A 12,910-nucleotide genomic window follows, 5' to 3' on the forward strand; every position below is an offset into this window, starting at 1 on the left:
AATTTGGATGATTACCTATGGCATATGATCGCCCTTGGCTTAGCTACCAAGAGCAGCTTGAACAGCTTAAGCTGCGTGGCATGGTGATTACTGATGATGTTGCAGCCTTGGATTACTTGCAGCGAATTGGTTACTACCGTTTAAGTGCCTACTGGTACCCGTTTCGTCACTTCAGACCAGAGCAAAACCCAGAAACTGGTGTAATCGAGGTAAAAGCGCAAAACAAGTTTATTGATAACAGTGAATTTATTGATGCAGTAAATCTATATCTGTTTGATAAACAGCTGCGGTTACTGCTTATAGATGCTTTGGAACGAATCGAAGTGTCTTTGCGTGTTGAGATTGCTTACTTGCTTGGAAAACGGAATGCTTTTGCACATATCAATGTTAATCAGTTTCACCCAAGCTTTGTGCGTAAACCAATTAAGGGCACCAATAAAACGGCTTGGGAGTTTTGGCTTGAAAAATACCAGGGATTGGTTAGTCGCTCTAAAGAAGATTTTGTTCGTCACTACTTAGCTAATCACGGGCCTAATATACCTATTTGGGTTGCGGTAGAGGTGTTTGATTTTGGCGCTATTTCGCAGTTAATCAGTATGATGAAAATTAAAGACCAACAAACCATAGCAGAAAAATATTGTGTGTCTGGTTGGCAGGTATTTAAAAGCTGGATATTTGGTTTAAGCTATTTGCGAAATTTGGTGGCGCATCATAGCCGGCTTTGGAATCGTAATATAACAACAAAGCCAAGCATACCTAAATCTGAGGAAGCAACTTGGTATGCATCGTTCAGGGGTAATGAGGACTTACTGAGTAAACCGTTTTTGCTGATAGCTATAACACGCCAGCTAATGCTTTGCATCTGCCCAAATACACAGTGGCATATCAGATTACAGCAGCACTTATTGTCATTTCCAAAGCAACATTCGGATAAAAAATTAAATTTGAATAGTGTCGGTGTCGATGAAAAATGGCAGGATTGGTGGAGTACAAAATAAGAACCCCAGCGTAAGTTGCAAGCAACTAAGAGGCCGGGGTCGTGTTAAGTGATACTTTAGTCACTCAACAGTGTGAAGTCAATAATTAGTTAAAGCGCGAATAAGCGGTAACTATTCGAGCGGCTAGTGTCAAAACATTACTCTGACCAATACCAACTGGTAACGTTATAACGATAGCGGTTACTAGTTTGACTGCTTACTGGGTTTACCCAATGCTCGGCTCCGGCAGAGGATGGATCAAACAACACACAGCGGTTGTACAGCGGCGCGATCTTAATAGGGCTGTTATTCGTGCCTTTGAAAACCAATTCGCCACCGTTATTTTCTGGGTTGCTGTGCCAGTGTTTATTTAAATACAGCAACATACATACTTCTCTGCCTGGCGAGTCATCAGCGTGTAAATTAACAAAGTCGGTTGCCGCTAAGCGAAAATAATTGGTATTACTAGCGGGGTTCGCCACATTAATGTCGGTTAAATACACTTTAAAAATTTTTGATAACAACGCTATAAATTCAGCACTACGTAAATATGCTAAAAATTCACTGGCGCTATTGTTTAACGCGATAGCCGCAGAAGTGTTATCAGAACTTGGCACAGTGCGTTGCCAAATATCTCGCTGGACAAAACGTTGCTTGCTGCTGGTTTTTTGCCACTTAGCGTTATCGACATATAAAGCAGAGTAGCTGTGCCGCTGGGTTTGCCATTGGTTATCTTGCTGTAAAACACTAATAACTTGCTGCAACTTTATGTTATCAAATAAATTATCAATAACCACATGGTTAGGGCGAGCGCACAGTAGTGCCTTGCGATAACTGCGTATCGCCGCATCGGTAATATGCTCTGTATTTAGCCACATAGTAACGGCTCACTTATAGGGGAGATAATGCTTTAATGACATGACTATACAATATGTTATCTGTATTTATTAAATGGTTATTAGTAATACTTACTATTTATCTTTCACGCTTTTTACTTGTAACGTTTTAAAGTACTATCAGCGGCTTAATGTTAATGGTGTTAATTTAAGGTGTGGGTTGCTAATGTGTAAAGTTGTAATGGCGGGGTTGATCATTTTTGGTGCTTTAGTTGCAGGCCCTGCTGAGGCTGTATTTGCCGATACTGAAAAAGTGTTTTCAGTATTTACCGAAAACGCAGATAAAGCTGAAACGTCTGGTTTTGCATTAGGGTTACGCAAAGTAGATAGAAACGATCTATATATGCAATTTGGCTTAAGTTATCAGCGTATTACTTTGAAGCAGCAACCGGCTGACTATTCTGAAGGCCGCATAAGGCCAGTGTTTTTATATGCGCGGTTGGGTATGGACTGGTGGCTTAGTCCTTATTTTCAGGCTGGTTTTGACTTAAGTGGCAGCCTATTGGAATGGATTGAAAATGACAGTAATAGCAACAACTGTTGCCATGGAATGGCCAAAGTAGGGCTTGAGCTTAAATTGCAGCCGAATATTCGGCTTGATTTTTACGGCAATTATTATAACTTGCAATATCAGAGCTTTTACCCCAATTCACTGCCAATTGATTATCAAGTGAATGGTGACAATAGGCGGTTTAGCCGCACTACAATTGGTGCGCAGTTGTCATTGCTATTTTAATATTTACTATAGCTTTTTAGGCAACTATAGAGCTTTAGCTGCACGTTAAGATAAAACGATAGAAGTAAATGCTGATAGAATCTCGTTATCAGCATTTTTTATGGCAGGCTTTAAGTATAAGTAGCGCTAAAAATTAACCGCAATCGGCTTTAAGCCATTTGCCACTTTGTTGCATGGTCATTTGCTCTGCTTTGCCGTTAAGCTGGGTGGTAAAACTGGCATTGCCAGTGTAGGCTTTGCGGCCATCTAAAGTCATAACGCCACTGCCGCTACTGGGTGGGTTGGTGTCGCAGCTAAATGTAAAGCTGTAGCTGTTGGCGCCGGTTTTATTAACTTGTTGCTCACAGCCGTCTTGGCGAGGTAACTGGCCACGATCTATTTCTTCCTGAGTTAGGCAAACTTGCATCGAGCTGTTTTTAAAGTCGAATGACACATTTTGGCTTGCCATCATTTTTTCCATCATTTTGCGTTGTGCAGCCGGTATACTGGCTAATGTTTTTTCCAATTGCTCCATGGCACGTTCTAGCTCGCCACTGGCGGTTTTAATACTGAAACTGTGTTGCCATAAGCCTGGCTCAATATCAATTTTGGGTGTTTCAGCATTGGCTGTCTGGCTTAAAGCTAAAGCTGCAATAAAGCTAACGCTAGCTAAAACTAACTTAGGTTGTATTTTATGGTGTTGCATAAGGTGCCTCCTTGGCGTTTAAATAAAGCAGAGCAAACAATGGCCAAGCATAGGCGTTAATAGGCAAAATCGCAAAATAGCCCGTATTGACTCTAGTTAGTTTGCTATTAACTCAAGCTTATATAATAAAAGTAACAAGCCCTTTCGTTAAAGACTTATCTACTGCTAAAATGGCGCTGTTTTTCTACCCGCTAGCCGGCGGCATATAACCTATCTTTGATCCGGAGTTACGATGCGTAATTTTATTGCGTTATTGTTTACTGTTTGGCTACCAACTGTATTGGCTCAGGCGTCTTCTGTGGTATTTATTGATGGCTTTGAACGCGCAGATACCGACATTTGGCGTCAGCTTGGCGATTGCCGCGCGTTAATGGGGGTACCGCACTCTGGCGAATTAGCGCTGCGCTGTAAACCGGGTAGTAGTGTGTTATTTAGTAAAGACACTATTGCCGAAATGGGCGTATTAGAATTGTGGGTTAAGCCCGATACCACTATTACTGGCTATCGCATTCAAGTATTGGTATCAGACTTACCGTCTATTAATGCGCTGTGGCAACCGGTAGCATTAATAGAGCAGAGTGCTGGCGATACTAATTATACCGCACACCGAGTTTCTATCGATGACCCAGCAAAGCGATATTTAAGGCTTGATATTGAAGCAATAAATGGCGTAATTAATATTGATGATATTCAAATTGAACGCATCTTATTGGCTACCGCCTTGCAGAAAAACGAGCAACGTATTGTTAGTGGTATTTTAGATAAGCTGCGCCAAGATCAGAATATTGAGCTGCAAGCCGAGTCATTTCGTACCTTGGGCGTAAATTATGCGGCGCAGTTAGATCTGCAGCGGCAATACTTAGAATATGCCAACGGTTTACACTCAGGCATTGCATTAGCCCTTGCGGGCTCTGAGCGTAATAAAATGGCTAACCCCATGGCTTATGCCAGTTTTCGAAATATTATTACCGACACTAAACGGGTAACTACGCCACTGCAGCAAGCACGTTTAAGCTCAATGTTAAAGCCGTTTGGCGATTTAACTACCGCGACGTTAAATGTAATGAGTGGTGGCGTGTACTCTGCATTTGCCGAACCCTTTAAATCGTTTTTAGCCGCTAGTTTTGATAAATCAAGCTATGGTGATGCTGATTTAAGCCGTTCAGATCGAAAATTTGCTGAAAAAAATGGCCTGAAAATCTACCAAGAAGCTGAGCGTTTTCTTGCAGAGCTAGAAAAAGAGCTAGTGCAAGTGGGCGGCTTAGATGCTGAGCTATTGAGTATTCAAAAAAATATCGAAGGTTTTCGGCGTAACCTCGATAAACAGCTACGAGATACCTTGCAGCACGCCAGTATGGCCCGCTCACAAGAAACGGTTAGCCGAGCACTAAGCAAAGATGACGTTGTGCGACAAAAACTAATGCAAGAGGTTGCCGGTAACATAAGCTTGAAAGCCAACAGCTATCTTGCCGAGGGAAACAGCACAGAGTTAGTGCGTTTTGTCTTAAAAACCTCTGAACAGTTAGAGCAAACCCAGAGTTATAAAGACCAGTTTAATCAAATTACTTCAGCGATGCTAACCTATTACGACCGTTTTGAGCGTTCGATAAATAGCAGTCAAAACCCGTTTACCGATGCCAATGATAAACAAGCCTGGGATACACATGCCCAAAAAGCGCGGGTTTATTTGCAGCAGTCAAAAGAGTCGTTTAACCGCGCCTACCTTTAAAGCGGAATCGCGTCGCTATCAGCAGTAACTGAATTATATTGCTTAATTCAGTTACTGCTCAGTTTCAACCAACTAAGCTGAAGCCATAAAGTTAATTGGGTTGTTGATAGTAAGCACTGACCCATAGCACCTAGCTAAATGCCGGAGGCCGCCATGAGCGCAATAAAACAAAATAATGATACGCAACATTTTTTCTTTCAACAGCAAAAAACTGTCGATTTAACCCAGCAAGAACGTAACGCATTAAGCTTGGTTTGGTCTGATAATGAAGCAGATAATAAACCTGCTGCACGCTATGAGGTTGATACTGCGCACTGTGCCATATTAGGTTACAACTAAGTATTACGTGTGATAATAAAACAGATGCTTGCCCCAGTGTTAACTGCTGATTAGAATTGGCGCCTTTGATGATATATCAGCAGTTTTGGGGCACAAAATGAATAAAAATGTTATTACTAATGGTGTAGCTGCAGTATTGGCAATAGTCGGTTGGTACTATCAGCAACCATTACTGTTTAGTGTAGGGTTGTTTGCCTTATCTGGCGCACTAACTAATGCGCTTGCCATTCATATGCTTTTCGAAAAGGTACCTCTGCTGTATGGCTCGGGAGTTATTCCTGCGCGATTTGAACAATTTAAAGACGGTATCTATCAGCTAGTAATGACTCAGTTTTTTAGTTCAGGCAACATTGAGCGCTTTTTAGCAGGCAAGCAGCAAAGCCACAGCCAAGCTTTTAATTTTCAGCCAGTGATTGAACAAACTGATTTATCGCCCACCTTTGATTCATTGCTCAGCGTTGTTGAGCAGTCATCTTTTGGCGGCATGTTAGGCATGTTTGGAGGTACTGCGGCGCTAATGCCATTAAAAGAGCCGTTTATTGGCAAGTTAAAGCAGGCATTGGTTGAGGTATCGCAATCTGACGAGTTTAACCAGTTAGTGCTGGCTCAGCTTGATAAGCCCGAGCAGCTAGATAGCATGCGAGCTCAAGTTGAAACTATAGTGCAGCAACGTTTAAGTGAGTTAACCCCTGCGTTAGTTAAAGATATTATTCAGCAAATGATTCGTCAGCATTTAGGCTGGTTGGTGGTGTGGGGCGGTGTATTTGGCGGGCTTATCGGTTTAATAGCCGGTGTGTTGCAATAATTATTGTTAACAGAGAAAGTAGCAGTAGCGCCAGGGCGCTACTGCTTTCATTTAGCCTTTTTGTTTAGCTGCATAAGCTTCAACTTCTTGCCAAACTCTTAGTAAGTTACCAGAAAGAATTTTTTCAATATCAGCTTCGCTATAACCGCGCTTAAGTAAACCAGCAATCAGGTTAGGGTAACTAGCAACGTCTTTTAAATCGGTAGGTAAAGAGTCGCCCACACCGTCGTAATCAGAACCAATGCCAACGTGATTAATTCCCACTAGTTTTACCACCCGATCAATGTGATCTAATACGTTATCTAAGCTAGCAAACGGATATGGGTTGGTTTTACGAAACTCTAGCTCAAAGTTATCATCATCAGTTACGCCAGCCTTTTTAGCCGCTGCGCTTTGCAATGAGCCGTACTTATTTGCGTGTTCGGTAACAAAAGATGAACCAAAGTTTATTTGAATTACGCCGCCATTTTTTGCTAAGGCTTCTACCATCTTATCGTCCATATTACGCTCAAAACCTGGCGTATAATGACGCATTGACGAATGTGAAGCGATAACCGGCACTTTGCTAATTGCCACTGCTTGATAAAATGCCTCGTCAGACACGTGCGAGATATCAACCATCATGCCGATGTTGTTCATGGCGACTACTAGCTCTTTACCAAACGGGCTTAAGCCATTCCACTGATGGTTTGAGTCGTAGCTTGAGTCGGCAATGTGGTTGCTTTTAGAGTGAGCTAAGGTGATGTAGCGTATGCCGCGCTGGTAGAAATGCGTTAGGTTTTCCAGCTTCCCTTCAATCGGTGTGCCGTTTTCCATGCCCAGTGCTAGCGATATTTTACCGCTACCAAATTGTGCCCTTACATCTTTCGTATTGGGTGCCATAGCAAATTTGTCTGGTGCACGACCAACTAGGGCTTCCATGCTATCAATTAGTTGGTTTGCTAGCTCGAAGCTACCGCCGCTTTGCTCATAAGATGCCGGAATGTAAATCGACATAAAGGGTACGTTTAGGCCACCTTGTTTAGCGCGGGGAAAGTCAAATTCACCAAGCTCGGTTGCTTCGGTTATATCTTCCCATTTGTCACGTAAGCGGTAAGGTACGTCGATATGGGTATCAATAATAATGTACTTTTGCGCAAGTTGCTGCGCCTTGGCACTAAAGTCAGTATTAGCAGCGCTAGCGCCAAAGCCGGTAGCACATAAGAGCGCAATTGCGAGGGGTGTTAGTTTTTTCATGTAGTTTGTCCCTAGTCGATTTAGGCGCTTATCAAAACAGCTTTAGGGTAAAACGGCAAGAACTGTAAGGCTAGTTGGCTAATTTTAGCGTTGAGGTTAATTGCACTGCATTATTTACACATTTAAGTTTAATGCCTAATTTTTATAGTTAAGTGTGCTTACAACCGTAAACTGAGGTTAGTACAATGGAGAAATGTTAAGGCAGCTGTTTTAATCTTGAGTTGGTAAATATGCGAGCTTTTTGCTTATGTTTGTTTTTTTTCAGTGCGTCAGTATTTGCTGACACTAAGATAGATTTAGAAAAAACCATGAAAAACATGGCGTTTCACTATAAACAGGCTTACGACACACAGCAAACTGCTGACTTAGTACCTATATTAACTGAGCTTATTACGTTAACACAGCAAGCATTAATCGCGGAATTTGCGCCAGATAAAGCGGAGCAGTTTAAGCAAGGGCTTGATAAAGTGTTAGCTGAATTACAGTTGGCTAAACTGGCCGCCGAGCAAGACGACCTTGCTGAGACAAAAAGCCATTTGCGTAAAGTTGATGCGCTGCGCAAAGACTATCATAAGCTGCGTAAAGTCAGCATTTGGGATTTACTATTTGGTTAGGGTTTTATGCCATGATAAGTTGCAGCCCTAGGCTGCTAATAATTTAATGCTTCGGAGACATGCATGAAATCACTACCTCTTTGGGTTGGCACCGCGTTGGTGTCGGTAAGTTTGTTGGGTTGTAACGATACTTCTACCCCAACAACGCAAGGTAATACAAATACAGCAGAGCAAGCGGCAGTAACTGCTGCGGTAACGCAAACTAACCCATTATTAAAACCTTGGGCGGGGCCTTATCAAGGCGTTCCTGCATTTGATCAGATGCATCTAGCTGATTTAAAAGCGGCGTTAGAGCAAGGTATGGCTGAGCACTTAGCTGATATAGATAAAATAACCAGTAACCCAGAACCTGCAACCTTTGGCAATACCATTGTGGCATTAGAAAAAGTGGGCCCAGCATTAGATCGCGTATTTACTTATTACGGTATTTGGAGTGGCAATAAATCATCTGAAGAGTTTCGTGCTATTCAACGTGAAATGGCACCTAAATTGTCTGATTTTTCGTCAAAGGTGACACAAAACGAAGCTTTATTTAAGCGAGTTGCTGCCGTGCACCAGCCGGAGCAGATGAGTAAATTAACACCAGAGCAGCAGCGCTTAACGCATTTAGTGTATTTGGGCTTTGCTAATAACGGTGCAACGCTAAATGCCGAGCAGAAAAAGCGTTATGCCGATATTAATCAGCGTTTAGCTCAGTTATACACGCAGTTTTCTAATAACGTGCTGGCAGATGAAGAAAACCATGTCCTGTATTTAACTAAAGATCAGTTGGGTGGTTTATCTGACTCATTCATAAAGGCGTCTGCCGCTGCGGCACAAAGCCGTGGCAAAGAGGGTATGTACGCTATTACCAATACCCGCTCGTCAATGGACCCATTTTTAACTTATTCAACAGAACGTGAGTTGCGAGAAAAAGTATGGACTACCTACTATAGTCGTGGCGATAATGCTGATCAGTATGATAATAACGCGTTAATCACGGAAATTTTACAGCTTAGGGATGAACGTGTTGGCTTATTAGGCTTTGATAATTATGCGACCTGGCGCTTACAAGACCGCATGGCGCAAACCCCTCAGCGCGCGATGGATTTAATGATGTCAGTATGGCCAGCAGCGCTTGCCCGGGTTGCTGAGGAAGTAGCCGATATGCAAGCCTTAGCCACTAAGCTGGGCGATAATATAAAAATTGCCGCGTGGGATTATCGCTACTACTCCGAAAAAGTACGTAAAGAAAAGTACGATTTAGATTCAAACGAAGTAAAACAATATCTGCAACTAGATAAGCTACGTGAAGCGATGTTTTATGTGGCTGGTCGCTTATTTAACTTTAATTTTGCGCCCGTTCCAGAGGGTTCAGTGCCGGTATTTGACGCTGACGTTAAGGTGTGGGAAGTAACGGACAAAACCACGGGTCAACATATTGGCCTGTGGTATTTAGACCCATTCGCACGTCAGGGTAAGCGTTCAGGCGCCTGGGCAACGAGTTACCGTGGTTACAGTACCTTCGATGGTACTAAAAATGTACTGTCGTCTAATAATTCTAACTTTATTAAAGGTGCACCGGGCGAACCGGTATTAATTTCATGGGACGATGCAGTTACTTATTTCCATGAGTTTGGCCATGCATTGCACTCATTGTCGTCTAAGGTTACTTACCCAACGCTTAATGGCGGCGTGCGTGATTACACTGAGTTTCAATCACAGCTGTTAGAGCGTTGGTTATTAACGGATGAGGTCATTAACCAGTTTTTAGTCCACAGTGAAACTGGTAAGCCAATGCCAAAAGAACTGGTAGATAAAATTAAAACAGCATCTACTTTTAACTCGGGCTTTAAAACTACCGAATATTTAGCTTCAGCTATTATCGATTTAAAGCTGCATATGTTGGATGACCCTAAAGGTATAGATCCAGATGCATTTGAGCGTGATACGTTAACGGGTATGGGCATGCCAACTGAGCTTGTAATGCGCCACCGCACACCGCAATTTGGCCATGTGTTTTCTGGTGAAGGTTATGCTGCAGCTTATTACGGTTATATGTGGGCTGAAGTATTAACTTCTGATGCAGCGGAAGCCTTTGCTGAAGCACCTGGTGGTTTTTACGATAAAGCGGTTGCTGATAAATTAGTGGAACATTTATTTAGCGTGCGTAACGCGGTAGACCCAGCTGAAGCGTACCGTGCGTTTCGTGGCCGTGATGCGAAAATTGATGCGTTAATGCGTGATCGTGGTTTTCCTTTACCGCCGGCAAAATAATATTGCTAATAAATAACATCTGCTGAAAACAAAAAGGGAGCTAACAACTAGCTCCCTTTTTAAGGCGAGATAATTAGATTTAATTAACCAGCGATACCGGCATACACGTGTTGTACGTCATCATCGGCATCAATAGCATCCAAAAAGGCTTCTACTTCGGCTAATGCGGTTTCATCGGCTAAGGTTACTGGATTATTAGCGCGATATACTAAACGCGCGGTGTTTACGCTAAAACCGAACTCAGGTAGTGCTTTGGCGACTAAATCAAGATCGGTAGCCTCAGTTAAAAACACCACTTCGTTATCTTCGCCTAGTTCAAAATCTTGCGCTCCAGCTTCAATGGCTGCGAGCTCTGCATCAGAGTCGGCGGTAATGGCTTCGGCCTCAATTTGGCCAAGGTGTTTAAAATCCCATGATACAGCACCTGAAGTTGCCAACTGACCTTTACGAAACAGCATACGAATACTCATCGCGCTGCGGTTTTTATTGTCGGTTAAACACTCAACAATTATAGGTACTTGGTGTGGTGCAAAGCCTTCGTAAACTACTGTTTCATAGTTTGCCGGGCCATCAAGTAAGCCAGCACCTTTTTTAATGGCGCGCTCTAAGGTGTCTTTTGGCATTGAGGCTTTTTTTGCTAGCTCAATAACAGAACGCAGCTTGGCATTCATGTCAGGGTCGGCACCATTACGTGCGGCTACCGCTATTTCTTTGGCTAGTTTAGTAAAAATGCGACCCTTGGCATTAGCTGCATCGGTTTTGTGTTTGGCTTTCCACTGTGCGCCCATTATCGCTTTCCTGTATGTTTAACGAATAAATCGAATAGGCTGCTAGTCTAGCGAATAGCAGGCTTTTAACGCAACAAAAGCTAATATATTTCCTGCATGTTTTGCGGTAGTTGGTTAAAAAATGCAAATATCAGATCTTTGTCAGATTATTAAGAGTATTTTCACTAGAAAAACACAGTGTTTAAATTTAGTATCAGCTATTCAGTTATCGTTAATAAAAGGTGATTTATGTCAGTAAATAATATTAATAATAGCGCTGCTCAACTTCAGCTTTATGCGCAAAATAAAACTACAGCTGTGGCGCCTAAGCAGCAAGACTTAACAGCAGAAGCCAAGCCGATTACAAGTACTGCTGATACAGTGCAAATTAGTACGCAGGCTCGAATGCTTTACTCTGATGATAGAGCTGTCAATCTTTTGGGTAACGGTGCGGGCATAGAGCCACCAAAAGATCCTCCGGTTAAAAAAGATATTATTTAATAGCTAATCTACATCAAACTGTTGGCTAATTTCGAATTGTAGCGAGGGACGCATGGACTGGGAAACAATGGAAAGTATATTGTTTTCATTAGATAAAATAATTTTTATTATTTATTTTCTAATCTTGAGCATGGTAATGTTAGTTGAGGGGAAGGTGACGTCCTTTGTGATTACGTTAGTTGTATTAACATTAGCTAATGGAGCGATGACGTCAATTGTCCCATCGTTATATCAATACGCTGTTAAACCTGGTTTGTGGACAAAGTTTGCTTGGTACGCAAGTTTTGCAGTAATAGATACGCTAGCGGTATTCTTATTATTCAAATTTCATAAATTATTAAAACAATCAGTTGGCTTTATTGCGAATATAGTTGGTGCTTTATTTGTTTTATTTGCAACATTACAAACAGTAAGATTTATAGATCGATTTGTATTTGAAGCAGAAGCCTTTCAATTAATTTATCAGTATGCGATTCCATTTATTAATATGGCGATTGTGCCTGTGCTTATACTAGTTTGGTTATTTGATTATGGCTCACGGCAAAAGAAAATCAGGCAGGCGGTTATAATATGAATATTGTGTATGCTTGTCTCATTATTATTGTAAATATTTTAGCTTTAATAGCATTAAAAAAGTTACGTTGTTTACGTTCTATAAGCCAAATCCAAGCCGAAGTTGAGCTGGAAATGCATAGTCGGGCACATCAGTTATTAGTGCAGCGCGACCGACTTGAAGTGGGTATGTTAAAAGAACAGACAGATGCCGCTGATGAACAATGGAAATGCGATCTAGCTGAATATATGGAAGAGTTTGAACAAGAAGCCATATACCGTGCTAAAAGTCGCTTAAATCGAGTCTAATAGTGCAGCTTAAATAGTAATTCGGCTAAATCGGGTTGCCAGATATCTTGTGGCAAAGCTCGATAATTTTTTAGTATTACACCTTCATTTAACAAGCATAAGCGCTGCTCTTCTGCCGTGATAGAACCGGCAGCAAAGGCAAGGCGACGGTCACTGCGTAATACCCTAAACCAAGGCACGGCTAATTCTTTTGGTGCATAACCTAATGCTTTACCAACTAGCCTTGCTCGGCCGGGTAAGCCGGCAAGATCGGCAACTTGGCCATAGCTGGCTACTTTACCTATTGGAATTTGTAACACGGTGTGCCAAATGCGCTGATACTTAGTGTCATTCATGCGTTATTCTTACTGCGCTTTGCCAATACTTTGGACTATTTCGTTTTGACCGACGTATAACTTACACTATTTTTAATCGTAACCAAGGCAAATACGACTATTTTGTTGCAGTTTGCTTAGGCCTCTGTTCCACTATTCAGTAATAAAAGTTGCGATCCTTTAGGAGTGTCGGT

15 protein-coding genes are annotated in these 12,910 nt (G+C 42.0%); 10 read left to right on the forward strand and 5 right to left on the reverse strand.

What is annotated here, in order from left to right:
• The first annotated feature begins 17 nt into the window (after positions 1–17).
• Positions 18–998, forward strand: a complete 981-nt coding sequence (locus tag E0Z06_RS04670; protein ID WP_243695563.1) for an Abi family protein — start codon at positions 18–20, stop codon at positions 996–998.
• Between the two features lie 137 nt (positions 999–1,135).
• On the opposite strand, the gene E0Z06_RS04675 is transcribed toward E0Z06_RS04670, so the two are convergent.
• Positions 1,136–1,855: a 2OG-Fe(II) oxygenase gene (locus E0Z06_RS04675; protein WP_132582345.1), complete on the reverse strand. Its 720-nt coding sequence runs from the start codon at positions 1,853–1,855 to the stop codon at positions 1,136–1,138.
• 184 nt (positions 1,856–2,039) lie between these two features.
• On the opposite strand from E0Z06_RS04675, the gene E0Z06_RS04680 reads away from it, so the two are divergent.
• Positions 2,040–2,609 (forward strand): hypothetical protein, encoded by a 570-nt coding sequence (locus tag E0Z06_RS04680; protein ID WP_132582347.1) that lies wholly within the window; start codon positions 2,040–2,042, stop codon positions 2,607–2,609.
• Positions 2,610–2,742: 133 nt separating this feature from the next.
• Here the strand turns inward: E0Z06_RS04680 and E0Z06_RS04685 are convergent, their stop codons facing one another.
• Positions 2,743–3,294 (reverse strand): DUF3617 domain-containing protein, encoded by a 552-nt coding sequence (locus E0Z06_RS04685; protein ID WP_132582349.1) that lies wholly within the window; start codon positions 3,292–3,294, stop codon positions 2,743–2,745.
• Positions 3,295–3,526: 232 nt separating this feature from the next.
• Here E0Z06_RS04685 and E0Z06_RS04690 point away from each other — a divergent pair, with 232 nt between their 5' ends.
• From E0Z06_RS04690 to E0Z06_RS04700, 3 genes are all read left to right on the forward strand, one after another.
• Complete coding sequence (locus E0Z06_RS04690) at positions 3,527–5,023, forward strand: hypothetical protein (protein ID WP_132582351.1); 1,497 nt, start codon at positions 3,527–3,529, stop codon at positions 5,021–5,023.
• Between the two features lie 153 nt (positions 5,024–5,176).
• A complete protein-coding gene (locus E0Z06_RS04695) occupies positions 5,177–5,362 on the forward strand; it encodes a hypothetical protein (RefSeq protein ID WP_132582353.1) in 186 nt (61 codons plus the stop codon).
• 97 nt (positions 5,363–5,459) lie between these two features.
• A complete protein-coding gene (locus tag E0Z06_RS04700; RefSeq protein ID WP_132582355.1) occupies positions 5,460–6,167 on the forward strand; it encodes a DUF445 domain-containing protein in 708 nt (235 codons plus the stop codon).
• 51 nt (positions 6,168–6,218) lie between these two features.
• Here the strand turns inward: E0Z06_RS04700 and E0Z06_RS04705 are convergent, their stop codons facing one another.
• Entirely contained in the window at positions 6,219–7,403 is a 1,185-nt protein-coding gene (locus tag E0Z06_RS04705) for a dipeptidase (protein ID WP_132582357.1), read from the reverse strand.
• 230 nt (positions 7,404–7,633) lie between these two features.
• Here E0Z06_RS04705 and E0Z06_RS04710 point away from each other — a divergent pair, with 230 nt between their 5' ends.
• Positions 7,634–8,017: a cytochrome b562 gene (locus E0Z06_RS04710; RefSeq protein ID WP_132582359.1), complete on the forward strand. Its 384-nt coding sequence runs from the start codon at positions 7,634–7,636 to the stop codon at positions 8,015–8,017.
• A 63-nt stretch (positions 8,018–8,080) separates the two neighbouring features.
• Entirely contained in the window at positions 8,081–10,273 is a 2,193-nt protein-coding gene (locus E0Z06_RS04715) for a M3 family metallopeptidase (protein WP_132582361.1), read from the forward strand.
• An 83-nt stretch (positions 10,274–10,356) separates the two neighbouring features.
• Here E0Z06_RS04715 and E0Z06_RS04720 read toward each other — a convergent pair whose 3' ends face one another.
• Positions 10,357–11,061 (reverse strand): YebC/PmpR family DNA-binding transcriptional regulator, encoded by a 705-nt coding sequence (locus tag E0Z06_RS04720; protein ID WP_132582363.1) that lies wholly within the window; start codon positions 11,059–11,061, stop codon positions 10,357–10,359.
• 228 nt (positions 11,062–11,289) lie between these two features.
• Between E0Z06_RS04720 and E0Z06_RS04725 the strand changes: the two genes are divergently transcribed.
• From E0Z06_RS04725 to E0Z06_RS04735, 3 genes are read left to right on the forward strand one after another with little or no spacing between them, the layout of a single operon-like run.
• A complete protein-coding gene (locus E0Z06_RS04725) occupies positions 11,290–11,541 on the forward strand; it encodes a hypothetical protein (protein WP_132582365.1) in 252 nt (83 codons plus the stop codon).
• Positions 11,542–11,593: 52 nt separating this feature from the next.
• A complete protein-coding gene (locus E0Z06_RS04730; RefSeq protein ID WP_132582367.1) occupies positions 11,594–12,115 on the forward strand; it encodes a hypothetical protein in 522 nt (173 codons plus the stop codon).
• Positions 12,112–12,402 carry a hypothetical protein gene (locus E0Z06_RS04735; protein WP_132582369.1) on the forward strand — a complete coding sequence of 97 codons (291 nt, stop codon included), beginning with the start codon at positions 12,112–12,114 and terminating at the stop codon, positions 12,400–12,402. The genes E0Z06_RS04730 and E0Z06_RS04735 overlap by 4 nt, the downstream gene beginning before the upstream one ends.
• Here E0Z06_RS04735 and E0Z06_RS04740 read toward each other — a convergent pair.
• Positions 12,399–12,737, reverse strand: a complete 339-nt coding sequence (locus E0Z06_RS04740) for a methylated-DNA--[protein]-cysteine S-methyltransferase (protein WP_132582371.1) — start codon at positions 12,735–12,737, stop codon at positions 12,399–12,401. The two genes, E0Z06_RS04735 and E0Z06_RS04740, sit on opposite strands and share 4 nt — an antisense overlap.
• Positions 12,738–12,910: the final 173 nt, after the last annotated feature.

Source organism: Rheinheimera sp. D18 (genome assembly GCF_004345025.1).
Taxonomy (GTDB): Bacteria; Pseudomonadota; Gammaproteobacteria; order Enterobacterales; family Alteromonadaceae; genus Alishewanella; species Alishewanella metallidurans.